Origin of the sequence: Variovorax paradoxus, from assembly GCF_040544635.1 — a bacterium.
Lineage (GTDB): Bacteria > Pseudomonadota > Gammaproteobacteria > Burkholderiales > Burkholderiaceae_C > Variovorax > Variovorax paradoxus_R.
In genome coordinates this window covers 118,441-142,825 of record NZ_JBEPKJ010000012.1, presented here as the reverse complement: position 1 = coordinate 142,825, position 24,385 = coordinate 118,441, and the positions used below count along the sequence as shown (strand labels likewise).

Sequence of the window (24,385 nt, the reverse complement as noted above, 5' to 3'; positions counted from 1 at the left end):
GACAGGAGACACGCCATGCTGCTCAGTGCCGACCAGGAAGCCATCCGCGACGCGGTGCGCGATTTTTCGCAAGCGGAACTCTGGCCCAACGCCCCGAAGTGGGACCGTGAACACAGCTTTCCGAAGGAAGCACACCAGGGCCTTGCGGCGCTGGGCGCCTACGGCATCTGCGTGCCCGAGGAGCATGGCGGCGCGGGGCTCGACTACCTCACGCTCGCGCTGGTGCTCGAAGAAATCGCGGCCGGCGACGGCGGCACCAGCACGGCCATCAGCGTGACCAACTGCCCGGTCAACGCCATCCTCATGCGCTACGGCAACGCGCAGCAGAAGAAGCAGTGGCTCGAACCGCTGGCGCAAGGCCGGATGCTCGGTGCCTTCTGCCTGACCGAACCGCAGGCCGGCAGCGATGCGTCGAGCCTGCGCACCACGGCGCGCCGAGACGCAGACGGCTACGTGATCGACGGCGTGAAGCAGTTCATCACCAGCGGCAAGAACGGCCAGGTCGCCATCGTCATCGCGGTGACCGACAAGGGCGCGGGCAAGCGCGGCATGAGCGCGTTCATCGTGCCCACCGATGCGCCCGGCTACAGCGTGGCGCGTCTCGAAGACAAGCTCGGCCAGCACAGCAGCGACACCGCACAAATCAATTTCGACGGCTGCCGCATTCCGGCGGAAAACCTCATCGGTGCCGAGGGCGAGGGCTACAAGATCGCACTGGGTGCGCTCGAGGGCGGGCGCATCGGCATTGCGGCGCAGAGCGTGGGCATGGCGCGCAGCGCGTTCGACGTGGCACTGGCCTACGCGAAGGAGCGCCAGGCCTTCGGCGGTTCGATCTTCGAACAGCAGGCCGTGGGTTTCCGCCTGGCTGAATGCGCCACGCAGCTCGAAGCCGCCCGCCAGCTCATCTGGCACGCAGCCAGCCTGCGCGACGCCGGCCGCCCGTGCCTGAAGGAAGCGGCCATGGCCAAGCTGTTCGCCAGCGAAATGGCCGAGCGCGTCTGCAGCGCGGCCATCCAGACGCTGGGCGGCTACGGCTACGTGAACGACTTTCCGCTCGAGCGTATTTACCGCGACGTTCGGGTGTGCCAGATTTACGAGGGCACGTCGGACATCCAGAAGCTCTTGATCCAGCGCGCGCTGGCGTGAGCGCCGGAACGCGCCGCCGGCCGCCGGTGCTCCGGATCGCCGCGGCGGTCCTGCTGATGGCGCTGGCCGTCTGGACGGTCGCCATCGAGCCGCGCTGGGTCGCGGCGCGCGTCGAGCCATTGAGCTCGGCGCAATGGCAGGCGCCGGCCGGCCTCAAGGTGGCGATGGCGGGCGATTGGCACCTCACCACGCGCTCGGCATGGCGCATTACCAGCGTCGAGCGGGCGGCGGGCATCGTCGACGCCATCAACGCCGCGCAGCCCGACGTGATCCTGCTGCCGGGCGACTTTCTTGCGGGTTCGGGTGGCGACGAGGACCTGTCGATCGAAGAGATGGCTGCCGTGCTCGGCCGGCTGAAGGCGCTGCAGGGCGTGTACGCGGTGCTCGGCAACCACGACTGGTGGCACGACGGCAAGCGCACCGCCAAGGCACTGTCGGCGCAGGGCATTGTCGTGCTCGAGAACGCCTCGGTGCGTTTGCCGGGCCATGACATCTGGGTGGTCGGCATCGGCGACGACTCGACCGGCCATTCGGAACCGGACAAGGCACTGGCCGGTGTGCCGCCCGGCGCCGCCACGCTCGTCATGATGCACGACCCCTTCAGCTTCGCGACCATGCCGCGCACCCAGGGGCTGGTGGTGGCCGCGCACACGCACGGCGGGCAGATCAGCGTGCCGGGCTACGGCGCACTGGTCGTGCCAGGTCGCGCGCCGCGCGAATGGGCCTATGGCTGGATCGCGCACAAGGACAAGCGCATGTACGTGACCAGCGGGCTGGGCGTGAGCATTCTTCCGGTGCGCTTCAACATGCGGCCCGAGTGGGTGATGTTCCAGTAAGAGCTTCATGCGGTGTCATCGGTTTCGATGACAGACAGGACGCTGCCAGCGGCGCAGCATGGCGGTCTCTTCGTCGGAGGTCTTGTCATGTCCATTTCGAAACCCGTCCCCTTTGCTCTGACCCTCCTGTGCCTCGGCGCGCATGCCCAGCCCGCCGCCCCGGACATCGCCACCCTCACGGCGACGGATGCCGTGCAGCAGCTTTGCGTCGGCACCCTGACCAGCGAGCAGCTCGTGACGACGTACCTCGCGCAGGCCAAGGCTGGGGCAAACCTCAATGCCTTCATCACGCTGGATGAAGCCGGGGCGTTGAAGGCCGCGCGCGCCGCCGATGCCCTGCGCAAGCGCGGGGGCGCCTGCAAGCCGCTGGCAGGCCTGCCGGTGGTCATCAAGGACAACATCCAGGTGCGGGGCCTGCCCGCCACGGCCGGTTCGCCCGCGCTCAAGGGCTTCGTGCCCACCGCCGATGCGCCGGTGGTGGCCAAGCTTCGGGCGGCGGGCGCCGTCATTCTCGGCAAGACGAACATGCACGAGCTGGCCTTCGGGGTCACCGGCTACAACCCCGCGTTCCAGAGCGGCCCCGAGGTGGGAGTGCGCAACGCCTACGACGCGAGCCGCATTGCGGGCGGTTCGTCGTCGGGCAACGGCGCGGCGCTCGGCGCGCGCATGGCGCCCGCGGCGCTGGGTACCGACACCGGCGGCTCGGTGCGCATTCCGTGCGCGTTCAACGGCTGCGCCTCGCTGCGCCCGACCATGGGGCGCTACTCGCAGCAGGGCATCGCGCCGATCTCGCACACGCGCGACACCGCCGGACCGATGGCGCAGTCGATGGCCGACGTCGCGCTGCTCGACCGCGTGATTGCGGGCGGCGGGCCCCTCAAGCCCGCCGATCTGAAGCGCGTGCGGCTCGGCGTGGTGCCGGCCTTCCATGCGAACCTCGATGCCGACACGCGCGCCGCCACCGATGCCGCGCTCGACAAGCTGCGCGCGGCCGGCGCCACGCTGGTGGAGGTGGAGATGCCCGGGCTCACGGAACTCAACGGCGCCGTCGGCTTTCCGGTCGCGCTTTACGAGGCACATGACGACATGGTGGCCTACCTCGCGAAGTACCGCACAGGCATCGACATCGCGCAGCTGACGGCCGGCATCGCGAGCCCCGACGTCAAGGGCACCTTCGACGCTTTCGTGGTCCCGCGCAAGCTGCCCGCGCCGAACGGCGTGGTCGACGCGAAGCCGGCCTACGACCACGCGATGCGTGTCGCGCGGCCCGCATTGCAGAAGCTCTATCGCGAGACCTTCGCGAAGAACAGGCTCGACGCACTCGTGTTTCCGACGGTGCCGCGCGTGGCGCTGGCAGCCGGGCCCGAGGCCAGCAGCCCCGAGAACTTCGGCGCGCTGATCCAGAACACCGACCCCGGCAGCAACGCCGGCATTCCGGGCGTGCAGTTGCCCTCGGGCCTGGGTGCGGGCAGCGGGCTGCCGGTGGGGCTGGAACTCGACGGACCCGCCGGCAGCGATCGCAAGCTGCTCGCCTTGGGCCTTGCGGTGGAAAACGTAGTGGGCCGGCTGCCGGCCCCGAAGTCGAAGTAGGGCGCCTCCGGCCGTATCAGCGCTGAACCAAACCGGCCAGCGCCGACCGGCGCTCGATGCCGAGCTTGTCGAAAATGCGCCGCAGGTAGGTGCGCACCGTCGGCACGCTCACCGCCATACGGCGCGCAATCTCCTTGTCGGTCAAGCCTTCGCATACGGCCCGCGCGACCTCCTGTTCGCGCCTGCTCAATGCGCGCCACGCCGTATCGGCGGCGGGCATCGGCGCGGCAGCCGCGGTGCGCTGCGCGCGCTGCAATGCACCGATGAAGGCGGGCTCGATCAGGTCGAGCAGCGCCTTCTCGTGGTCGCCGAAATCGCCGCGCCCCTTGCACCGCCAGATGCGCAGGTCGCCCAGCGCACGGTGGCCCTCGAACGCATGCAGGTTCATGCCCCAATGCAGCCCGTCGCGTGAGAGAAAGTCGGTAAAAAACTCGGTGCGCATCAGTTCGCGCTGCGGCATCACGTCGGTCACCCGGGTGGCGCGGCGGTGCGATTGCAGCACGAAGGTGATCGGGTCGTGGTGCTGGTGCCATTCGCCGTAGCGGTCGAGGTTGGCCGGGTCCATGTTCAGCGCCACGCGGCCATCGAAGCGGCCGGTTCCGGCATTCCACACGAACGAGGCGAACTGGTCTGCATGCAGCAGGTCGAGCAGCGCCCAGCCGAGGCGCTCGCGGATGTCGCTTTCGCCGCGGTCTTCCGCCAGCAGCGTGAAAACGCCGCGCAGCGCCTGCTGTTCGGAGCCTGTCAGGTACATCGCCGCCTCGCTCTTTCGTGTGCCGAAGTAAGGCTAACGTTTAGCAAGCGCCGCGCCAAGAGTGGATCTCCGGGGCGGCCTCGGGGTTGCCCCATCGGGGGAAAGCCCGCGAGGTGTTCCAATAGAGGCCTTCATGAGTGCCACCGACCCCACCACCGGACCTTGCCCCTGCGGCCGCACGGACCGTCGAGACAAGCCCATCGGCTACGCCCTGTGCTGCGGCCGCTACCTCGAAGATTTCGAGGGCACGCCTGCGCCCGACGCCGAATCGCTGATGCGTTCGCGCTACACGGCCTTCGTGCTGGAGCGGGAGCCTTACCTGCTCGCCACCTGGCATCCGTCGAAGCGGCCGGCTTCGATCGAGTTCGAGCCGGGCGTGAAATGGCTGGGGCTCGACATCCGCTCGCGCTCGGTGCTCGACACCGACCATGCCGAGGTCGAATTCGTCGCCCGCCAGCGCAGCAGCACCGGCACCGCCACGCGGCTGCACGAGCGCAGCCGCTTCGTGCGCGAGGGCGATCGCTGGTTCTACCTCGAAGGCGACCTGCAAACCCCCGGTTGACGTGGCGGGCCGAGGCTCGCACAATCGGCCTCGCTCCGGGGTGCACGCATGTGGCGTGCTGAGATGGCAAAGCTGCCGACCCGCGAACTTGATCCGGGTCATACCGGCGTAAGAAGAGCTGCACTCCCTGACTCCGGTCCCGCCACCCACCCACCGTGGCGGCCCAAAGTCCTCAGAGCGATTGCGGAGCACCCTTTCCCTCAACAAGGAGTGCCCCGCATGAATGCCCCCGACAAGTTCACCTCCCTGCTCTCGCTCACGCGCGAGCCCTTTCCCGCTTCGCACAAGTGCCTGATTCCGGGCAGCCGGCCCGACCTGAACGTGCCGGTGCGCGACGTGCTGCTGACCAACGGCGAGACAGTTTCGCTCTACGACACTTCGGGCCCGTACACCGATGCCAAGGTCGAGATCGACGTGCGCCGTGGCCTGCCCGGCGTGCGCGGCGCCTGGATCGTCGAGCGCAACGACACCGAAAGCTACGAAGGCCGCTCGCACCAGGCGCTCGACGAGGGCCTCAAGCACGCTCACGACCACGATGCCCAGCGCCTGGCCGAACTGCGCGCCGGCGCTTCGGCGTTGCAGCGCACGCCGCGCCGCGCGAAGTCGGGTGCCAATGTCACGCAGATGCACTACGCGCGCCGCGGCATCGTCACGCCCGAGATGGAATACGTGGCCCTGCGCGAGAACGGCAAGCGCGAGTGGATGGCCGAATACCTCGCCAACGAGGAGCGCGCGAAGCGCGTGGCCGGCAACCCGATGGGCGCGAGCATTCCGCGCATCATCACTCCCGAGTTCGTGCGCGACGAAGTGGCGCGAGGCCGCGCGATCATTCCGGCCAACATCAACCATCCCGAAGTCGAGCCGATGGCCATCGGCCGCAACTTCAAGGTGAAGATCAACGCCAACATCGGCAACTCGGCCGTCACCTCGAGCATCGAGGAAGAAGTGGAAAAGCTCGTGTGGGCCATCCGCTGGGGCGCCGACAACGTGATGGATCTGTCGACCGGCAAGAACATCCACACCACGCGCGACTGGATCGTGCGCAACAGCCCCGTGCCCATCGGCACCGTGCCGATCTACCAGGCGCTGGAGAAGGTGGGCGGCGTGGCCGAAGACCTGACCTGGGAGATCTTCCGCGATACGCTGATCGAGCAGGCCGAGCAGGGCATCGACTACTTCACCATCCACGCCGGCGTGCGCCTGCCGTTCATCCACCTGACGGCCGACCGCATGACGGGCATCGTGTCACGCGGCGGCTCGATCATGGCCAAGTGGTGCATCGCACACCACAAGGAGAGCTTTCTCTATGAGCGCTTCGAGGACATCTGCGACATCATGAAGGCCTACGACGTGAGCTTTTCGCTCGGCGATGGCCTGCGCCCGGGCTCCGGTGCGGATGCGAACGACGAAGCGCAGTTTGCCGAGCTGCGCACGCTGGGCGAGCTGACGCAAGTCGCCTGGAAGCACGACGTGCAAACCATGATCGAAGGGCCGGGCCATGTGCCGATGCACATGATCCAGGCCAACATGGACGAGCAGCTCAAGCACTGCCACGAGGCGCCGTTCTACACGCTCGGCCCGCTGACGATCGACATCGCGCCCGGCTACGACCACATCTCGAGCGCCATCGGCGCCGCGATGATCGGCTGGGCCGGCACCGCGATGCTGTGCTACGTGACGCCGAAGGAGCACCTGGGTCTGCCCGATCGTGACGACGTGAAGCAAGGGATCATTGCCTACAAGATCGCCGCGCATGCGGCGGACGTGGCCAAGGGGCATCCTGGGGCGCGTTCGCGCGACGATGCGCTCAGCAAGGCGCGCTTCGAATTCCGTTGGCAAGACCAGTTCAACCTGGGCCTCGACCCCGACACGGCGCGCGAATTCCACGACGAGACGCTGCCCAAGGATTCGAGCAAGGTGGCGCACTTCTGTTCGATGTGCGGGCCGAAGTTCTGCTCCATGAAGATCACGCAGGAAGTGCGGGAGTACGCGGCGAAGAAGGGTGTGGCCGAGGCGGAAGCCATGGCCGAAGGAATGGCGCAAAAATCCAAGGAGTTCATGGCGGGCGGCGGCGAGATCTACATCCCGATCCAGCCGGTGTCCTGAGTTTGCCCCGGGGGTCATTGCTACCATGGCGGGAACTCCCCCCAAACTCCTTCAGCGCAATGACTCCATTCCCCTTCGCCGCAGTTCTCTTCGATTGCGACGGCGTTCTCGTCGATTCAGAACCCATCACCAACCGCGTTCTTGCCGAAATGCTCGGCGAACTCGGTTGGCATCTCACCACCGAAGAATCGATGAACACCTTCACCGGCAAGGCCGTGAAGGACGAAGCCGCCCTCATCGAATCCAGGACCGGCGTCAAGATCACCGAGGAGTGGCTGAGGGCATTCAGGGCGCGCCGCAACGAAGCCCTCGAACGCGACCTGAAGGCCATTCCCCACGCTCCCGCGGCCATTCGCAAAATCCATGCAAAGCTCAAGGGCCGCATCGCCTGCGCCTCGGGCGCTGACCGCCACAAGGTCGAGTTGCAGCTGGCGAAGGTCGGCCTGCTCGATTGTTTCGAAGGCCGCATCTTCAGTGGCCACGAGATGCCGCGCTCCAAGCCTCATCCGGATGTGTACCTTGCCGCCGCCGAGGCGCTGGGTGTCGATCCGAAGCGCTGCGCGGTGGTCGAAGACACCGTCACGGGCGCAATGGCCGGCGTGGCCGCGGGTGCCACGGTGTTCGGCTACAGCACCGGCGAATCGGGCCACAGCGGCCCCGAGGCGTTGCGCAGCGTCGGCGCGCTGCAGGTGTTCAGCGACATGCGGGAATTGCCCGCGCTGCTTGCCGCGCACGGCCTGCAGCCGGCCTGAAAACGGGCTTGCCGACCAAGCCCCTGCCGCGAGCAAGCCTGCAGGGTTTCTGCTGCAATGGCAGTAAAGCAAGTCCACAAGGAGCCAGACCCGATGACTTCCGAATACAAGACCGAGCAACCCGACCGCGCCGAGATCGATGCCCTGAAGGGTCCGGCCGTGGTCGAGTTCGGCACCAACTGGTGCGGCATCTGCAAGGCCGCGCAGCCGAACATTGCCGAGGCTTTTTCCAAGCACCCGGACATCCCGCGCATCAAGGTCGAGGACGGCAGTGGGCGACCGCTGGGGCGCTCGTTCAACGTGCGGCTGTGGCCCACGCTGGTGTTCATGCGTGACGGCAAGGAGGTTGCGAAGCTGGTGCGGCCGGAAGACAGCAAATCCATCGCCGATGCGCTGGCGCTGATTGCGCAGGCGGACTGACTTTCGGGTTGGTGCTTTGTTGGGGGCGCTGCTGTTCAGGGCTCTGTTGTTCAGGGCGCGTGCACAGGCCACCGGGTACTCCCCTCCGCGAATGTCCCCCGTCGGCGGGAGCGCGCCCTGAACAGCAGCGCCCTGAACAAATGCGCCCCGCACCCAAGCGCCGTTAAAGCAAAAAAGCAAAATCCCGCTACAGCCCCTGCTGCCGAAAGTCGCGCGGCGCATGTCCGGTCCACTGCAGGAACGCACGCGAAAAGCTCTTCTCGTTGCGAAAGCCCACCGCCAGCGCCACCTGCTTGATGGGCCGATTGGTGCGGCGCAACTGCTCCACTGCCATCTCGTGGCGCACTTCGTTCTTCAGTGTTTGTAGTGAGGTGCCCTCTTCGTGCAGTTGCCGGTGCAGCGTGCGGCTCGACACATTGAGCAGCGTGGCCAGCGCCTCCGCCGTGGTGGCCTCGGCGGCGCGCGAACGCAGCAATTCGCGCACGCGCTGCCCCAGCAGGCGGTCGCGCCGGTACTGCAGCACCGTGAGCGGCAGTGCCCGCTTGAGCATGGTTCGCAGTGCGCGTTCGTCTCGTTGCAAGGGCAGGGCGAGGTAGCGCTCGTCGAAGCTGATGCTGGCTTCGGGCGCATCGAAGCGCACATCGGGCGTGAACATCAGCGGATAGGCATCGCGATGCGGCGGCGCCGCGAACGGAAAGGTGGCGTCGCGCAGCGAAATGCGCGAGTCGATGGCCCAGCAGACATACCCATGCAGGAAACGCAGGCTCGTGACCAGGCAGAACTCGCGAAACGCTTCGTTCAGCGGGCGGTGCTCGGCAATGCGCAGCGTAGCCACGCCCCCCGACACCTCCAGCGCCAGCGTGATGTCGTCGGTCAGCAGGCGATGGTGGCGGCACCATCGCTTGATGGCCACGCCCAGGTCCGGCGAGGTCAGCGAGGCGCGGCACAGCATGCCGTAGCTGCCCCAGGGCAGCCGCCGCGAGAACCAGCCGAGGGCTTCGTCGTCCAGTTCCTGCATGGCATGTTCCGAGAGCGCCTCGAATTGCGCCGCCGTCACCCGCGCGCCCGGCCGTGCCAGTTCGCGCGGCGTGATCTGTGCCGCCTGCAAGGCCCCCGAGGGGTCGGCGCCATAGCGCTCGTAGCCCTTGACGATGGCTCTCACGAAGGCCATCGGCGTGGCGGCGCGGGCTGGGCGGAGGAATGAGGGGGACGACATGGCTGGGCGGAATAGGCGTGGCGCAATTTGCAACCATTGTGGCGCCAATTGCGGCGCAGCGAGGCGTAAGCTGTGTTTCTTCCAAGCGCCAATCCGCGTGGGTAGCTCTGCGCGCCGACCCCTCAGAGGAGACAAGACATATGCACGATCCCGGCCTGAACTTCGACCTGGGCGAGGACATCGACTCGCTGCGCAGCGCCATCCAGGACTTTGCCGCAAACGAAATCGCGCCCCGCGCCGCCGACATCGACCGCGACAACCTGTTCCCGCACGACCTGTGGCAGAAGCTCGGCGAGCTCGGCCTGCACGGCATGACGGTGAAGGAAGAGTTCGGCGGCACCGAGCTGGGCTACCTGGCGCACATCGTGGCCATGGAAGAAGTCTCGCGGGCCTCGGCTTCGGTGGGTCTTTCGTACGGCGCGCACTCCAACCTGTGCGTGAACCAGATCCACCGCAACGGCAGCGACGCGCAAAAGAAGAAATACCTGCCCAAGCTGGTGAGCGGCGAGCATGTGGGCGCGCTGGCCATGAGCGAGCCCAACGCCGGTTCCGACGTGGTGAGCATGAAGCTCAAGGCCGAGAAGAAGAACGGCTACTACGTGCTCAACGGCGGCAAGATGTGGATCACCAACGGCGGCGACGCCGACACGCTGGTGATCTACGCCAAGACCGAGCCCGAGATGGGCGCGCGCGGCATGACGGCCTTCATCGTCGAAAAAGGTTTCAAGGGCTTTTCGGCCGGCACCAAGCTCGACAAGCTGGGCATGCGCGGCTCCAACACTTACCCGCTGTTCTTCGACAACTGCGAAGTGCCCGAAGAGAACGTGCTTGGCGGTGAAGGCATGGGCGCCAAGGTGCTGATGAGCGGGCTCGACTACGAGCGCGCGGTGCTGTCGGGCGGCCCGCTCGGCATCATGGCCGCATGCATGGACGCGGTGCTGCCATTCATCCACGAGCGCAAGCAGTTCGGCCAGAGCATCGGCGAGTTCCAGCTGATGCAGGGCAAGCTCGCCGACATGTACTCGACCTGGCAGGCCACGCGTGCCTATGTGTACGCGGTGGGCAAGGCCTGTGATCGCAACGACCATGCGCGCACTTTCCGCAAGGATGCGGCGGGCGCGATTCTCTATTCGGCCGAGAAGGCGACGTGGATGGCCGGCGAGGCGATCCAGGCGCTGGGCGGCGTGGGCTATACCAAGGACTTTCCGGTCGAGCGGCTGTGGCGTGATGCGAAGCTGTATGAGATTGGTGCGGGGACGAGCGAGATCCGGCGGATGCTGATTGGGCGTGAGCTGTTCGCGGAAACCGCCTAGGATGTTTTTCTCCCTCCCCCTCTGGGGGAGGGCAGGGGTGGGGGGCAAGCGGCGTTCGATGAAGCACTGCACCGAACAAGCGCCGCTTGCCCCCATCCCAACCTTCCCCCAGAGGGGGGAAGGAGCAAGGCAAAACGGAGACAAGGAAGGACATGAGCATGACTGCTGCGCTGACCGAGAGTTACGGCAAGGGCGCCACCGACGTCCCCCTCATCGAACAAACCATCGGCGACTTCTTCGACGACATGGTCGCGAAGCACCCCGACCGCGAAGCGCTCATCAGCCGCCACGAAGGCAAGCGCTTCACCTACCGCGAGCTGCAGACCGAATCGAACCGCCTCGCGAGCGCACTGCTGAACCTGGGTCTCGCACCCGGCGACCGCGTCGGCATCTGGTCGCACAACAACGCACCCTGGGTGCTGATGCAGATCGCCACCGCCAAGGTCGGCCTGATCCTCGTCAACATCAACCCGGCCTACCGCACCTCCGAGCTCGAATACGCGCTCAACAAGGTCGGCTGCAAGGTACTGGTGACGATGGCGCAGTTCAAGACCAGCGACTACCTCGGCATGCTGCGAGAGCTGGGCCCCAAGCGCCTGCCGCAGCTGCAGCACACCTTCTGGATCGACGGCAAGGCCGCAGCCGATGTGGAACAACCGGGCATGCAGCGCTTCAGCCATCTGCTTGCAAGCGGCAAGGATGGTGGTGAGGCCGACCCGCGCGTGGCGCAGGTGCAGAAGACGCTGAAGGCCACCGACCCGATCAACATCCAGTTCACCAGCGGCACCACGGGCTTCCCCAAGGGCGCGACGCTCACGCACCGCAACATCCTGAACAACGGCTTTTTCATCGGCGAGTGCATGAAGCTCTCGCCCATCGACAAGCTCTGCATTCCGGTGCCGCTCTACCACTGCTTTGGCATGGTGCTCGGCAACCTGGCCTGCCTTACGCATGGCTCGGCCATCGTGTACCCGAACGATGGATTCGATCCACTCACCGTGCTCGAGACCGTGCAGGCCGAGAAGTGCACCGGGCTGCATGGCGTGCCCACGATGTTCATTGCCGAGCTCGACCATCCGCGCTTCAGGGAGTTCGATCTTTCCACGCTGCGCACCGGCATCATGGCCGGCTCGCCGTGCCCCATCGAGGTGATGAAGCGCGTGGTGAACGAAATGCACCTGAGCGAGATCACCATCGCCTACGGCATGACCGAAACCAGCCCGGTGAGCTGCCAGAGCAGCACCGACACGCCGCTGGACAAGCGCGTGTCCACGGTCGGCACGGTGCAGCCGCACATCGAAGTGAAGATCATCGATCCGGAGACCGGCGCGGTCATGCCGCCCGGCCAGTCGGGCGAGCTCTGCACCCGCGGCTATTCGGTGATGCACGGCTACTGGGAGGACGAGCCCAGGACGCGCGAAGCCATCGACGCCGAGCACTGGATGCACACCGGCGATCTCGCGACGATGGATGCCGAGGGCTACGTCAACATCGTCGGCCGCATCAAGGACCTGGTGATCCGCGGCGGCGAGAACATCTACCCGCGCGAGATCGAAGAATTCCTGTACCGCCACCCCAAGGTGCAGGACGTGCAGGTGGTTGGCCTGCCCGACAAGAAGTACGGCGAAGAGCTCTGCGCCTGGATCATCGTGAAGCCCGGCCAGACCGCGACCGACACGGAGATCCGCGACTTCTGCAAGGGCCAGATCGCGCACTACAAGGTGCCGAAATACATCCAGTTCGTCACCGAATTTCCGATGACGGTGACCGGCAAGATCCAGAAATTCAAGATCCGCGATGCCATGACCGAGCAGCTCGGTCTCAGCCAAGAAAAGACAGCATGAGCAAACTCGAAACGAAATTGAATGCGCGTTCGGCCGACTTCCAAGCGAATGCCGCGGCGATGCGCGCACTGGTCGACGACCTGCACGCGCAGTTCGCGAAAGTGGAGCAGGGCGGCGGCGAGGCCGCGCGCGCCAAGCACACGGCGCGCGGCAAGCTGCTGCCGCGCGACCGCGTGGCCGAGCTGCTCGACCCGGGTACGCCGTTCCTCGAGATCGCGCCGCTGGCCGCGCATGCGATGTACCTCGATGCGAAGGGGGCCGAATCGGCACCCGGCGCCGGCATCATCGCGGGCATTGGCCGCGTGAACGGCGTGGACTGCATGATCGTGTGCAACGACGCGACGGTGAAGGGCGGCACCTACTACCCGATGACGGTGAAGAAGCACCTGCGCGCGCAGGAGATCGCCGAGCAGAACCGCCTGCCCTGCATCTACCTGGTCGACTCGGGCGGTGCCAACCTGCCGAACCAGGACGAGGTCTTCCCCGACCGCGACCACTTCGGTCGCATCTTCTACAACCAGGCCAACATGAGCGCCCAGGGCATTCCGCAGATCGCGGTGGTCATGGGCTCGTGCACGGCAGGCGGCGCGTATGTGCCGGCGATGAGCGACGAGTCGATCATCGTGAAGAACCAGGGCACGATTTTCCTGGGCGGCCCGCCGCTCGTGAAGGCGGCCACGGGCGAGGTCGTGACGGCCGAAGACCTGGGCGGTGGCGACGTGCACACGCGGCTGTCGGGCGTGGTCGACCACCTGGCGCAGAACGATCTGCATGCGCTGGCGCTCGCGCGCTCTGCGGTGGCGAATCTGAATGCCAAGGCTGCAGCGCCGCAACCAGCCGAACATCCGGCGGTGAATGCGCCCGCGTTCCCGCGCGAAGAGCTCTACGGCGTGATTCCCACCGACACCCGCAAGCCCTTCGATGTGCGCGAGATCATTGCGCGCATCGTCGACGGCAGCGAGTTCCACGAGTTCAAGGCGCGCTTCGGCGCCACGCTGGTCTGCGGCTTCGCGGAGATCGAAGGCATGCCCGTCGGCATCATCGCCAACAACGGCATCCTGTTCAGCGAGTCGGCGCAGAAGGGCGCGCACTTCATCGAGCTGTGCTGCCACCGCAAGATTCCGCTGGTGTTCTTGCAGAACATCACGGGCTTCATGGTGGGCCGCAAGTACGAGAACGAAGGCATCGCGCGCCACGGCGCCAAGATGGTGACGGCGGTGGCCACCGCCAACGTGCCCAAGTTCACCATCATCATCGGCGGCAGCTTCGGCGCCGGCAACTACGGCATGTGCGGCCGCGCATACAGCCCGCGTTTTCTCTGGATGTGGCCCAACGCGCGCATCAGCGTCATGGGCGGCGAGCAGGCCGCGAGCGTGCTGGCCACGGTGAAGCGCGACGGCATCGAGCTCAAGGGCGGAAGCTGGAGCAAGGACGAGGAAGAGGCCTTCAAGGCGCCGATTCGCCAGCAGTACGAAGACCAGGGGCATCCCTACTACGCGACGGCGCGGCTGTGGGACGACGGCATCATCGATCCGGCGGATACGCGGCGGGTGCTGGCGCTCGGTTTGGCCGCATCGCGCAATGCGCCGATTCCCGAGCCGAAGTTCGGCATCTTCCGGATGTAGTCATGGCACAGCTTTCTTGCGCATCGAGTCGACATGGGCGTTGCCTTTCGGGGCGCGCTCCCGCCGACGGGGTACCTTGCTCCGCGAATGTCCCCCGGCCTGCGGCCTCCTCCTTTATTTCGCTGCGCAAGGCACCCCATCGACGTGAGCGTGATGCGCGTCGGTCGTTGATCAGCGTTGCACCAGCAGCGTGCCCAGGTGCACAGGGCATCGGGTGCTCCCCGCAGCGAAATAAAGGAGGAGGGCGAAGCCCGGGGGACATTCGCGGAGGGGAGTACCCGGTGGCCTTTGCACACGCCCTGAACAAATGCGCACCGCGCCACGGATCACTGACATGACCTTCACCAAACTGAAACTAGAAATCCAGGACACAGTAGCGCGCATCTGGCTAGACCAGCCCGACGCACGCAACGCCTTCGACGACGTGGTCATTGCCGAACTGACGCAGGCCTTCACCGAAGCCGGCGCCGCGCCGCAGGTGAAAGCCATCGTGCTCGGCGCGAACGGCCCCGCCTTCTGCGCGGGCGCCAACCTCAACTGGATGCGCCGCATGGCCGACTACACGCGGGACGAGAACATCGCCGACGCGGGCAAGCTGGCAACCATGCTGCGCACCATCGCCGAGTGCCCCAAGCCCACCATCGCGCGCGTGCAGGGCGATGTGTATGCGGGCGGCATGGGGCTGGTCGCGGCCTGCGACATGGCCGTGAGCGTGGACGCGGCGTGGTACTGCCTGAGCGAAGTCAAGATCGGCCTCGTGCCGGCGACCATCAGCCCGTATGTGCTGCGCGCCATGGGCACGCGCGCCTCGCAACGCTACTTCCTTACGGCCGAGCGTTTCACCGCTGCCGAGGCGCACCGCATCGGCTTCGTGCATGAAGTGGTGGCCGCCGACGCGCTCGATGCCAAGGTCGACGAACTCTTGAAGGCGCTCACCAGTGCCAGCCCGGCTGCGGTGCGTGCCTGCAAGCAGCTGATCGCCGACGTGGACGGCCGCGAAATCGACGATGCGTTGATTGCGAAAACGGTCGAAGGCATCGCGGATATCCGGGCCAGCGATGAAGGCCGCGAAGGCGTTCAGGCCTTTCTGCAGAAGCGCAAACCGTCCTGGCTGGGCCACTGAGCGCACGCTATGAACGCGCTCGACATGCCCCAACTGCTGGCTTTGGCCGCCGCCATCGGCTGGGCCAGCGGTGTGCGGCTGTACCTCGTCGTGCTGTTGACGGGGCTGGCCGGCTACTTCGGCTGGGTGCCGTTGCCCAACGGCTTGCAGTTGCTGGCGCATCCGGTGGTCATCGCGGCCAGCGGATTCATGGTGTTCATCGAGTTCTTCGCCGACAAGATCCCGGGCCTCGATTCGCTGTGGGACGTGGTGCATACCGCCATCCGCATTCCCGCCGGCGCCGCGCTCGCGGCCAGCGTGTTCGGCGCCGACCATGGCGTGATGGCCGTCGTGGCCGCGCTCCTGGGCGGCGGCTTCGCGGCCACCGCCCACGCGGCCAAGGCCACGACGCGTGCGGCCATCAACACCTCGCCCGAGCCGTTCTCCAACGTGGGTGCGTCGCTGGTCGAAGACACCATGGTGCCCGCGGGGTTGTGGCTCGCGGTGGTGCACCCGCTGGTCTTCCTGGCGCTGTTCGTCCTGGTACTGGTGCTCAGCGTGTGGCTCATCCGCAAGAGTTGGCGTTTTCTCCGGGCGCTATTCACCCGCGTGGCACGCATCTTCAGCGGCCGACCCGATCCGGGCGTCACGCCTGCGTTTCAACTGAAAAAGAATCCTCCGGGAGACACTCCGAATGTTTAAGAAAATTCTCATCGCCAATCGTGGAGAGATCGCGTGCCGGGTGGCAGCGACCGCACGCCGCATGGCAATTCGCACCGTGGCCGTGTACTCCGATGCCGACGCGCATGCCAACCACGTGCGCGCATGCGACGAATCGGTGCACCTGGGCGGCAGCGCACCGAAAGACAGCTACCTGCGCTGGCAAAAGATCCTCGAAGCAGCCAAGGCCACGGGTGCCGAAGCAGTGCATCCGGGCTACGGCTTCCTGAGCGAGAACGAGGAGTTCGCACAGGCTTGCGCGGACGCAGGGCTCGTCTTCATCGGCCCCCCGCCCTCGGCGATCAAGGCCATGGGCCTGAAGGCCGAATCGAAGCAACTGATGGAAAAGGCCGGCGTGCCGCTGGTGCCCGGCTACCACGGCCACGACCAGGACCCGGCGCTGCTGCAGCGCGAGGCCGACCGCATCGGCTACCCGGTGCTCATCAAGGCGAGCGCGGGCGGCGGCGGCAAGGGCATGCGCGCGGTCGACAAGGCGGAAGACTTTGCGGCGGCGCTCGCTTCGTGCCAGCGCGAGGCGATCAATAGCTTCGGCGACGATGCGGTGCTGATCGAAAAGTACGTGCAACGCCCGCGCCACATCGAGATCCAGGTGTTCGGCGACACGCACGGCAACTATGTCTACCTGTTCGAGCGTGACTGCTCGGTGCAACGCCGTCACCAGAAGGTGCTGGAAGAGGCACCCGCGCCTGGCATGACCGAGGCGATGCGCAAGGAAATGGGCGATGCAGCGGTGGCCGCGGCGCGTGCCGTGAACTACGTGGGCGCGGGCACCGTCGAGTTCATCGTCGAGCAGCGCGAAGGCGGCGAGATGAACTTCTTCTTCATGGAGATGAACACGCGGTTGCAGGTGGAGCACCCGGTGACCGAAGCCATCACCGGCCTCGACCTCGTCGAATGGCAACTGCGCGTGGCCTCGGGCGAGGCGCTGCCCGCGAAACAGGCAGACTTGCAGATTCACGGCCACGCCATCGAGGCGCGCATCTGCGCCGAGAACCCCGACAACAACTTCCTGCCGGCCACCGGCACCTTGCGCGTGTACCGCAAGCCGCAGGCCACGGCGTTCCAACGCAGCCGCGTGCGCATCGACGACGGCGTGCGCGAGGGCGGCGAGATCTCGCCGTTCTACGACTCGATGATCGCCAAGCTGATCGTGCACGGCTCCACGCGTGCCGAGGCGCTGGCCCGGCTCGATGCCGCATTGGCGCAGGTGCAGATCGTGGGCGTGTCGACCAACGTGCAGTTCCTGCGCGGCATTCTCGCGACCGAATCGTTCTCGAAGGCCAACCTCGACACCGCGCTGATCGAGCGCGAGCGCACCGTGCTGTTCGACCGCGAGGCGCTGGGCCTGCCGCTGGCCGCTGCTGCCGCCATCACGCGCACGCTGATCACCGAGCGACCGGCTGGCGCACCTGACCCGTTCGAACGGCGTGACGGCTGGCGCGCAATGGGCGAGTACCGGCGCCACTTCGACTTCGAGTTTCGCGGCGCCGAGCAGACCGCTTTGCTGACCTACAAGCGCGACGGCAGCCTGTGGCTCGAAGCCGGCGGCGCGCAAGGCCCGCTGGTCGTGGGCCAGTTTCCGTCGGGAGAATTCGAGGTCGAGTTCGCGGGCACGCGGCAGACGCTCGACGTGCATCTCGACGGCGCCACGGCCCATGTGTTCGCCTCGAAAGGCGCCACGAAGATCACCGCCATCGACCGCCTGGCCCACGCGGGCGACACCCATGCCGAAGCCGGCCGGCTTACCGCGCCGATGCCCGGCAAGGTGGTGTCCTTCGCCGTCAAGGCCGGCGACAAGGTCAGCCGCGGCCAGCCGCTGGCTGTAATGGAAGCCATGAAGATGGAGCACACCATCGCCGCGCCGGCCGACGGCACCGTGGAAGAACTGATGTTCTCGCCGGGCGAGCAGGTGGCCGAAGGCGAGGAATTGCTGCGAATGGCTGCGGCGGCTGCTTGAGTCAGCCCACCACCACTTCGCTGATCTGCATCACCGGCGCAATGTCGGTGTAGTTCCTGATGTCGCCCAGGATCTCCTTGGCATGCGGGCCGAACGCCGTCTGGAAGGCTTCGACGGATTCGCAGAGCACGTGGCACATGCCGACATAGGTCGGCGGCGTGCCCGGCGCGCCGCCGGCCAGGCCCTTGTCGATGGTGTACGCCTTGCAGGCGTCTCCCATGCGTGCCTTCAACAGCGGCATGTGCTTGTCGCGGTAGTAGGCGTGGTCGAATCGGGCGCCCTCGGTGTAGGGGTACATCACGCTGACTTTGATCATGCTTCGGTCTCCTGGTGTTTCGATGTCTTCGGTGGTCGCGCACCAGCATAGAAGAAGGCCTGCGGCGCTACAAGCGGCCATTGGTCATGGCCCCGGCAAGCCGCGGCGTAGCCGGCCCCTCTAAGATTCGATCCATGAAAATCATCGTCTCTCTCACCGACAACCGCCCCGAACCGTGGATCGAAGGCCTCAAGGCCGAGCTGCCCGATGCGCAGATCGAGACCTGGCAACCGGGTGCCTCGCAGGCCGACCATGCCGTGGTGTGGGTGCCGCCCCAGCAGTTGCTCGACGAGCAGCCCAAGCTGCGCGGCCTGTTCAACATCGGAGCGGGCGTCGACGCGCTGCTCAAGCTGAAAGTCCCGCCGCAGACGCGCATCGTGCGGCTCGACGATGCCGGCATGTCGGTGCAGATGGCCGAGTACGTGTGCCACACGCTGATCCGGCACTTCCGGGAGTTCGACGTGTATGAGGCCGATGCACGCGAAGGCCGCTGGAGCTATCGCAAGCCGCGGCTGCGGCGCGACTTCCCGGTTGGCATCATGGGGCTGGGCGTGCTCGGCGAGCGGGTCGCGAAAGCGGTCGCGCAGTTCGAGTTCCCGGTGCTGGGCTGGAGCCGTTCGCCAAAAGCCATCGACGGCGTGAAGGTGTTCAGCGGCGAAGCGCAGTTCGACGAGTTCCTGTCGTCCACGCGCGTGCTCGTCAACCTGCTGCCGCTGACCGAGGCGACGCGCGGCATTCTCAACCGCACCACGCTCGGCAAGCTGCGGCCGGGCGGCTATCTCATCAGCATCGCGCGCGGCGCGCACCTGGTCGAAGACGACCTGATCCCGATGCTCGATGCGGGCCAACTGGCCGGCGCCACGCTCGATGTGTTCCAGGTCGAGCCGCTGCCGGCCGACCATGCCTTCTGGCGCCACCCGAAGATCACCGTCACGCCGCATGGCTCGGCGCGCACGCTGCGCGAGGAGTCCATTGCCCAGATCGCCGGAAAGATCCGCGCGATGGAACAGGGCCTGCCGGTCAGCGGCGTGGTCGACCCGGTCCGGGGCTACTGACAACGGCATGCGTTACCGACGATTACGCTGAAAGGAGGTGCAGCCAGGGGCAAACCCTGACGCTTTTGTTTTTCACATACGCGAAAATTTCTTCATGGTTGTGAAAACTGCTTTTCGCGTGATCGAGATCGTCGAGCTCTTCGCCCGGGAGAAACAGCCGCTGGCGCTGTCCGAGATGGCGCGGCTGCTCGAAATGCCGGTGTCCAGCTGCCTCGGGCTCATCCGCACCTTGGAAGAGCAGGGCTACATGTACGAAACCGGCCGCCGCCAGGGCTACTACCCCACCGGCCGGCTGCTGGCCATGGCGCAGATCATCGCGGCGCACGACCCGGTGCTCGACCGCGTGCGGCCCGCGCTCGAAGAGCTGCGCGATGGCGCGCGTGAAACCGTGTTGTTCGGCAAGTTCCGCGATCCGAACACCGTGGTCTACCTGGAAGTGCTGAGCGCGCCGCAGAGCATTCGCTATTCCGCCGAATCGGGCGAGACACGCCCGGCCTACGCCAATTCGATGGGCCGCGCGCTGCTCTCCACGCTCGCGCCCGAGGCGCGCCGCAACCTGCTCGCAACCACCCGGCTGGCACCGCTGACCGACGCCACGCTGACCACGCCCGATGCCATCGAGCAGGAGCTCGAACGCTCGCCCGCGCGCGGCTGGTACGGCAACCTGGGCGAGAGCATTCCCGATCTGGTCGGCCTCGCGTGGCCGCTGCGCATCGGGGGCGAGGCCTACGCCATCTCGGTGGCGGGCCCGCGCTACCGGCTGGAGCCCCGCATCGACGAGGTGGCCGCCATGCTGCGCTCCGCCTGCCTGGCCATCGAACATAAAGGCTGATTGAAGACCATGACCCTCCCACGCTACTTCGTCCGCGAAGCCGACATCGCCGGCTACCACCCGGCCAACCACACCGGCACGCTGAACAAGCGGCTGATCGGCCCCGAAACCGTGGGCGCGAAGCAGCTCGAGGTGCTGGTCGGCCACATCCAGAAGGGCAAGGGCGCGCTGCCCCATGCGCACCCGGGCATCGAGCAGGTCTGCTACATGCTCGAAGGCCGCGCGGTCGCCGAAGTGGGCGGCCAGCGGCAGGAGCTGCACCCCGGCGACAGCTGCTTTTTTCCGGCGGACGCGATGCACACCTTCACGGTGGTGAGCGACGAGCCGGTGCGCGTGCTGGTCATCTACAGCCCGCCGTACGAGGAATCGCCGGAGCGCGTGATCCGGCCCTGACCGACAACAACCCGGAGACAGACAACATGCAGACGACAAAGAACGCGACAGAAACAGTCGCGGTGGCAAGCCGCCGCCGTTTCATTTCCATCGGTGCCGCCGCGGGCCTGGCCGGCGCAGCGCCGTGGGCCTTTGCAGAGGAGGCCTACCCGAAGCAGCCGATCAAGCTGATCGTGCCCTTCGCGGCCGGCAGCGGCACCGACGCGGTGGCGCGCATCACCGCGCAGATGCTGGGCGAGGCGCTGAAGACCTCGGTCATCGTCGACAACCGCGCCGGCGCCAACGGCGTGATCGCCGCCGAGTTCGTGGCCAAGGCGCCGCCCGACGGCTACACGCTCTTCATGACCACCAACACCACGCACTCGGCGAATCCGAGCCTGATGAAGTCGCTGCCCTACGACCCGGTGAAAGACTTCGCGCCCGTGAGCCGCATGGGCAACCTGCCGTTCATGCTGGTGGTCAACAACGACCTGCCGGTGAAGAGCGTGGCCGAGCTGCTGGCCTGGGGCCGCGCCCATCCAGGCAAGCTGACCTATGCGAGCGGCAACAGCACCGGCATCGTGAGCGGCGCCACGCTCTCGCGCATGAGCGGCGTGCCGATGCTGCACGTGCCCTACAAGAGCACGCCGCCGGCCATTGCCGACCTGATCGGCGGGCAGGTGTCGATGATGGTGGTCGACCTCGCCGCGGGGCTCGCCACGGTGAAGGCCGGCAAGATGCGCGCGATTGCGGTCACCACGCAGGAGCGCACCAAGCTCTTCCCCGAACTGCCGCCATTGGCCGATACGCCCGAGCTCAAGGGCTTCGACATCACGTCGTGGAACGGCGCGTTCGCGCCGGCCGGCACGCCGCGCGATGTCGTGCTGAAGCTGAACAAGGCGCTGTCGGAGATGGCGAATGGCACAGCCTTCCGCGAGCGCGTGGCAAAGCTGGGCTTCGATGCGTTCGGCAGCACACCGGAAGAGCTGGGTGCGTTCACCGTGTCCGAGCTGGCCAAGTGGAAGAAGCTGATTCAGGCTGCGGGCATTCAACCGGAATGAGTTCATCCGCTACGCCCGCCGGACCCCTTCACGGCATCCGTATCCTCGACCTGACGGCTGTCGTGATGGGGCCGTACGCCACGCAGACGCTCGGCGATCTCGGCGCAGACATCGTCAAGGTCGAGCCGCCCTCAGGCGACAACCTGCGCGCGGTCGGTCCGATGCGCAATGCCGGCATGGGCGCAATGGCGCTGCACCTCAACCGCAACAAACGCTCGATCGTGCTCGACCTCAAGCAGCCCGAGGGCCGCGAGGCTTGCCTGCGGCTCGCGGCCGGCTGCGATGCGCTCATCTACAACACGCGGCCGCAGGCGATGGCGCGGCTCGGGCTCGGCTACGAAGCCGTGGCGGCGGTCAACCCGAAGATCGTCTACCTCGGCGCCTTCGGCTATGGCGAAGAGGGCCCCTATGCCGGCAAGCCCGCCTACGACGACCTCATACAGGGCGCGGCCGGCGTCGCCTCGCTGTTCGCGCAGCAAAGCGGCGATGCGCCGCGTTATGCACCCGTCACGCTGGCCGACCGCGCGGTGGGGCTGCAGGCTGCCATCGCCCTGCTGGCTGCCGTGCTGCATGCGCAGCGCACCGGCCAGGGCCAGTCGGTGGAAGTGCCGATGTTCGAGGCGCTCTCGCAGTTCGTGATGGGCGACCATCTCGGCGGCCACAGCTTCGAGCCGCCGCTCGGCCCGACTGGCTACGCACGCCTGCTCGCGCCGCACCGCAAGCCCTACGCCACGGCCGATGGCTACCTGAGCGTGCTGATCTACAACGACAAGCACTGGCAGGCTTTCTTCGACGTGATCGGCCGGCCCGAGCTGCGAAGCTCGCCGATGTTCGGCTCCCACACAGCACGCGCCGCGAACATCGGCGCGGTCTACGCGTTCGTGGCCGAGGTGATGGCCACGCGCGGCAGCGACGAATGGATGGCTGCGCTGGAAGCCGTCGACATCCCGGTCGCGCGGCTGCACAGCACCGAGAGCCTGCTCGACGACCCGCACCTGCGCGCCGTCGATTTCTTTCCCGAGTTCGATCACCCGAGCGAGGGCCGCATCCGCACCCTTGCGCCGGTCGGCCGCTACAGCGCCACGCCCGCTGCCATTCGCCGGCCGGCGCCTCGCATCGGTGAACAGAGCGTCGAGTTGCTGCGCGAGGCGGGCTATGCAAGCGAAGAGATCGACCGGATGCTCGCGCGCGGCGTCACGCTGCAACCGGAACCCACGAAAGACAGCGAATGAACTTTTCCCTGAACGAAGACCAGTGCTCGCTGGTGGCCGCCATCGAACGGCTGTGCGAAGACTTCCCCGCCGACTACTGGCGCGACCACGACGACCGTGCCGCGTTCCCGCACGAGTTCCACCGCGCTGTGGCCGAAAGCGGCTGGCTCGGCATCGCGATGCCCGAGGCGCAGGGCGGCGCGGGCCTCGGCATTACCGAAGCCGCGCTGATGATGCGCGCCATCAGCGCGTCGGGGGCGGGCATGTCGGGTGCGTCGTCGGTGCACATGAACATCTTCGGGCTCAACCCCGTGGTGGTGTTCGGCAGCGAGGACCAGCGCCAGCGCTTCCTGCCGCCGCTGATCGCAGGCACCGAGAAGGCTTGCTTCGCCGTGACCGAGCCCGACGCGGGGCTCGACACCACGAGCCTCAAGACGCAGGCCGTGCGCCAGCCCAACGGCAGCTACCTGCTGCACGGCCGGAAGATCTGGATATCGACCGCGCAGGTGGCCGACCGCATGCTGATCCTCACGCGCACCACGCCGATCGACCAGGTGAAAAAGCCCACGCAGGGCCTCACGCTGTTCTACACGCCGCTGGACCGCAGCAAGGTCGAGGTGCGCGAGATCCACAAGCTCGGCCGCGCGGCGGTCGACTCGAACATGCTCTTCATCGACGGGCTCGAAGTGCCGGAGGAAGACCGCATCGGCGAGGAGGGTCGCGGCTTCGAATACATCCTGCACGGGCTCAACCCGGAGCGCATATTGATCGCGGCCGAAGCCATCGGCATCGGCCGCGCCGCGCTGCGCATCGCCTCGCAGTACGCCCAGGAGCGTGTCGTGTTCGGCCGGCCCATCGGCCAGAACCAGGGCGTGGCGCATCCGCTCGCGCGCGCCTGGGCGAATCTCGAGGCGGCCGACCTGATGGTGTTCAAGGCCGCCACGCTGTACGACGCGGGCGAGCCCTGCGGCATCGAGGCCAATGCTGCCAAGTATCTTGCGGCCGAGGCGGCGCACGACGCCTGCCAGAACGCGGTTCTCACGCTGGGCGGCATGGGCTATGCGAAGGAATACCATGTCGAGCGCCTGCTGCGCGAGAGCTACATTCCGCGCATTGCGCCGGTGAGCCCGCAGATGATCTTGAACTTCATCGCGGAAAAGGCGCTCGGCCTGCCGAAGTCGTACTGATCTTGCCCATGCCATGAATCCACCCGCCGTGACCCGCCATCTCGTCATCCGTGGTCTCGTGCAGGGCGTGAGCTATCGCTGGTCGATGGTGCAGGCCGCGCGGCGCCTGGGCGTGCGCGGCTGGGTGCGCAACCGCCGCGATGGCAGCGTGGAGGCGCTGGCCCATGGCCCGGCCGCTGCTGTTGATGCGCTGGTTTCGTGGGCCCGCAACGGGCCGGACGGCGCGCGTGTGGATGCACTGGAAGCGGAGGAAGCCCCTGCTCCCGCCGAGCCGCCATCGGATTTCGTGCAGCGCGAAACGGTGTGAGATGAGTGGCTGGCATGATTTGCAACGCCGCTGGCGGGCATTGCAACCCTGGCGGCAGGCGGTGCCGAGCACGCCGGCCC

At 66.9% G+C, this 24,385-nt stretch carries 23 protein-coding genes and 1 riboswitch; of the genes, 20 read left to right on the top strand and 3 right to left on the bottom strand.

Annotated elements, in window-relative coordinates; genetic code table 11:
* The first annotated feature begins 15 nt into the window (after positions 1-15).
* The 3 genes from ABIC94_RS20555 (at position 16) to iaaH (ending at position 3,572) form a co-directional block, all read left to right on the top strand.
* Positions 16-1,146 carry an acyl-CoA dehydrogenase family protein gene (locus ABIC94_RS20555; RefSeq protein ID WP_354374828.1) on the top strand — a complete coding sequence of 377 codons (1,131 nt, stop codon included), beginning with the start codon at positions 16-18 and terminating at the stop codon, positions 1,144-1,146.
* Positions 1,143-1,982 (top strand): metallophosphoesterase, encoded by an 840-nt coding sequence (locus ABIC94_RS20550; protein ID WP_354374827.1) that lies wholly within the window; start codon positions 1,143-1,145, stop codon positions 1,980-1,982. Before ABIC94_RS20555 ends, ABIC94_RS20550 begins: the two co-directional genes overlap by 4 nt.
* Positions 1,983-2,069: 87 nt before the next feature.
* Positions 2,070-3,572, top strand: coding sequence for an indoleacetamide hydrolase (gene iaaH / locus ABIC94_RS20545; RefSeq protein ID WP_354374825.1), 1,503 nt, complete (start codon positions 2,070-2,072; stop codon positions 3,570-3,572).
* Between the two features lie 16 nt (positions 3,573-3,588).
* Here the strand turns inward: iaaH and ABIC94_RS20540 are convergent, their stop codons facing one another.
* Entirely contained in the window at positions 3,589-4,326 is a 738-nt protein-coding gene (locus ABIC94_RS20540; RefSeq protein ID WP_354374824.1) for a helix-turn-helix transcriptional regulator, read from the bottom strand.
* A 133-nt stretch (positions 4,327-4,459) separates the two neighbouring features.
* On the opposite strand from ABIC94_RS20540, the gene ABIC94_RS20535 reads away from it, so the two are divergent.
* The 4 genes from ABIC94_RS20535 (at position 4,460) to ABIC94_RS20520 (ending at position 8,166) form a co-directional block, all read left to right on the top strand.
* Positions 4,460-4,888, top strand: coding sequence for a YchJ family protein (locus ABIC94_RS20535; RefSeq protein WP_354374823.1), 429 nt, complete (start codon positions 4,460-4,462; stop codon positions 4,886-4,888).
* Positions 4,889-4,914: 26 nt separating this feature from the next.
* Positions 4,915-5,020, top strand: a riboswitch (TPP riboswitch).
* Positions 5,021-5,107: 87 nt separating this feature from the next.
* Positions 5,108-6,994: a phosphomethylpyrimidine synthase ThiC gene (gene thiC, locus ABIC94_RS20530; RefSeq protein ID WP_354374822.1), complete on the top strand. Its 1,887-nt coding sequence runs from the start codon at positions 5,108-5,110 to the stop codon at positions 6,992-6,994.
* A gap of 59 nt (positions 6,995-7,053) precedes the next feature.
* Entirely contained in the window at positions 7,054-7,746 is a 693-nt protein-coding gene (locus ABIC94_RS20525; protein ID WP_354374821.1) for an HAD family hydrolase, read from the top strand.
* Positions 7,747-7,839: 93 nt separating this feature from the next.
* Positions 7,840-8,166 (top strand): thioredoxin family protein, encoded by a 327-nt coding sequence (locus tag ABIC94_RS20520; RefSeq protein ID WP_354374820.1) that lies wholly within the window; start codon positions 7,840-7,842, stop codon positions 8,164-8,166.
* A 187-nt stretch (positions 8,167-8,353) separates the two neighbouring features.
* Here ABIC94_RS20520 and ABIC94_RS20515 read toward each other — a convergent pair whose 3' ends face one another.
* Entirely contained in the window at positions 8,354-9,382 is a 1,029-nt protein-coding gene (locus ABIC94_RS20515) for an AraC family transcriptional regulator (protein WP_354374819.1), read from the bottom strand.
* Positions 9,383-9,522: 140 nt separating this feature from the next.
* Here ABIC94_RS20515 and ABIC94_RS20510 point away from each other — a divergent pair, with 140 nt between their 5' ends.
* The 6 genes from ABIC94_RS20510 (at position 9,523) to ABIC94_RS20485 (ending at position 17,964) form a co-directional block, all read left to right on the top strand.
* Positions 9,523-10,695: an isovaleryl-CoA dehydrogenase gene (locus ABIC94_RS20510; protein ID WP_354374818.1), complete on the top strand. Its 1,173-nt coding sequence runs from the start codon at positions 9,523-9,525 to the stop codon at positions 10,693-10,695.
* A 152-nt stretch (positions 10,696-10,847) separates the two neighbouring features.
* Positions 10,848-12,539: an AMP-binding protein gene (locus tag ABIC94_RS20505; RefSeq protein ID WP_354374817.1), complete on the top strand. Its 1,692-nt coding sequence runs from the start codon at positions 10,848-10,850 to the stop codon at positions 12,537-12,539.
* A complete protein-coding gene (locus ABIC94_RS20500) occupies positions 12,536-14,164 on the top strand; it encodes a carboxyl transferase domain-containing protein (RefSeq protein ID WP_354374816.1) in 1,629 nt (542 codons plus the stop codon). Before ABIC94_RS20505 ends, ABIC94_RS20500 begins: the two co-directional genes overlap by 4 nt.
* Before the next feature lie 334 nt (positions 14,165-14,498).
* The gene (locus ABIC94_RS20495) at positions 14,499-15,287 is read left to right on the top strand and encodes an enoyl-CoA hydratase/isomerase family protein (RefSeq protein ID WP_354374815.1); all 789 of its coding nucleotides are present in this window, start codon (positions 14,499-14,501) and stop codon (positions 15,285-15,287) included.
* A gap of 9 nt (positions 15,288-15,296) precedes the next feature.
* The gene (locus tag ABIC94_RS20490) at positions 15,297-15,968 is read left to right on the top strand and encodes a DUF4126 domain-containing protein (RefSeq protein ID WP_354374814.1); all 672 of its coding nucleotides are present in this window, start codon (positions 15,297-15,299) and stop codon (positions 15,966-15,968) included.
* Positions 15,961-17,964, top strand: coding sequence for an acetyl/propionyl/methylcrotonyl-CoA carboxylase subunit alpha (locus ABIC94_RS20485; protein ID WP_354374813.1), 2,004 nt, complete (start codon positions 15,961-15,963; stop codon positions 17,962-17,964). Before ABIC94_RS20490 ends, ABIC94_RS20485 begins: the two co-directional genes overlap by 8 nt.
* Position 17,965: 1 nt before the next feature.
* On the opposite strand, the gene ABIC94_RS20480 is transcribed toward ABIC94_RS20485, so the two are convergent.
* Positions 17,966-18,280 carry an EthD family reductase gene (locus ABIC94_RS20480; RefSeq protein ID WP_354374812.1) on the bottom strand — a complete coding sequence of 105 codons (315 nt, stop codon included), beginning with the start codon at positions 18,278-18,280 and terminating at the stop codon, positions 17,966-17,968.
* A 134-nt stretch (positions 18,281-18,414) separates the two neighbouring features.
* On the opposite strand from ABIC94_RS20480, the gene ABIC94_RS20475 reads away from it, so the two are divergent.
* The 7 genes from ABIC94_RS20475 to ABIC94_RS20445 all read left to right on the top strand — a co-directional run bounded on the left by ABIC94_RS20475 (position 18,415) and on the right by ABIC94_RS20445 (position 24,305).
* On the top strand, positions 18,415-19,335 hold the full coding sequence (locus ABIC94_RS20475) for a 2-hydroxyacid dehydrogenase (RefSeq protein WP_354374811.1): 921 nt from the start codon (positions 18,415-18,417) through the stop codon (positions 19,333-19,335).
* A gap of 94 nt (positions 19,336-19,429) precedes the next feature.
* Positions 19,430-20,167: an IclR family transcriptional regulator gene (locus ABIC94_RS20470; RefSeq protein ID WP_354374810.1), complete on the top strand. Its 738-nt coding sequence runs from the start codon at positions 19,430-19,432 to the stop codon at positions 20,165-20,167.
* A 9-nt stretch (positions 20,168-20,176) separates the two neighbouring features.
* Positions 20,177-20,560 (top strand): cupin domain-containing protein, encoded by a 384-nt coding sequence (locus ABIC94_RS20465; RefSeq protein ID WP_354374809.1) that lies wholly within the window; start codon positions 20,177-20,179, stop codon positions 20,558-20,560.
* 26 nt (positions 20,561-20,586) lie between these two features.
* Complete coding sequence (locus tag ABIC94_RS20460) at positions 20,587-21,600, top strand: Bug family tripartite tricarboxylate transporter substrate binding protein (protein ID WP_354374808.1); 1,014 nt, start codon at positions 20,587-20,589, stop codon at positions 21,598-21,600.
* Positions 21,597-22,832, top strand: coding sequence for a CaiB/BaiF CoA transferase family protein (locus ABIC94_RS20455; protein ID WP_354374807.1), 1,236 nt, complete (start codon positions 21,597-21,599; stop codon positions 22,830-22,832). Before ABIC94_RS20460 ends, ABIC94_RS20455 begins: the two co-directional genes overlap by 4 nt.
* On the top strand, positions 22,829-23,998 hold the full coding sequence (locus ABIC94_RS20450; protein WP_354374806.1) for an acyl-CoA dehydrogenase family protein: 1,170 nt from the start codon (positions 22,829-22,831) through the stop codon (positions 23,996-23,998). Before ABIC94_RS20455 ends, ABIC94_RS20450 begins: the two co-directional genes overlap by 4 nt.
* A gap of 13 nt (positions 23,999-24,011) precedes the next feature.
* Positions 24,012-24,305 (top strand): acylphosphatase, encoded by a 294-nt coding sequence (locus ABIC94_RS20445; protein ID WP_354374805.1) that lies wholly within the window; start codon positions 24,012-24,014, stop codon positions 24,303-24,305.
* The last annotated feature ends 80 nt before the right edge of the window (positions 24,306-24,385 follow it).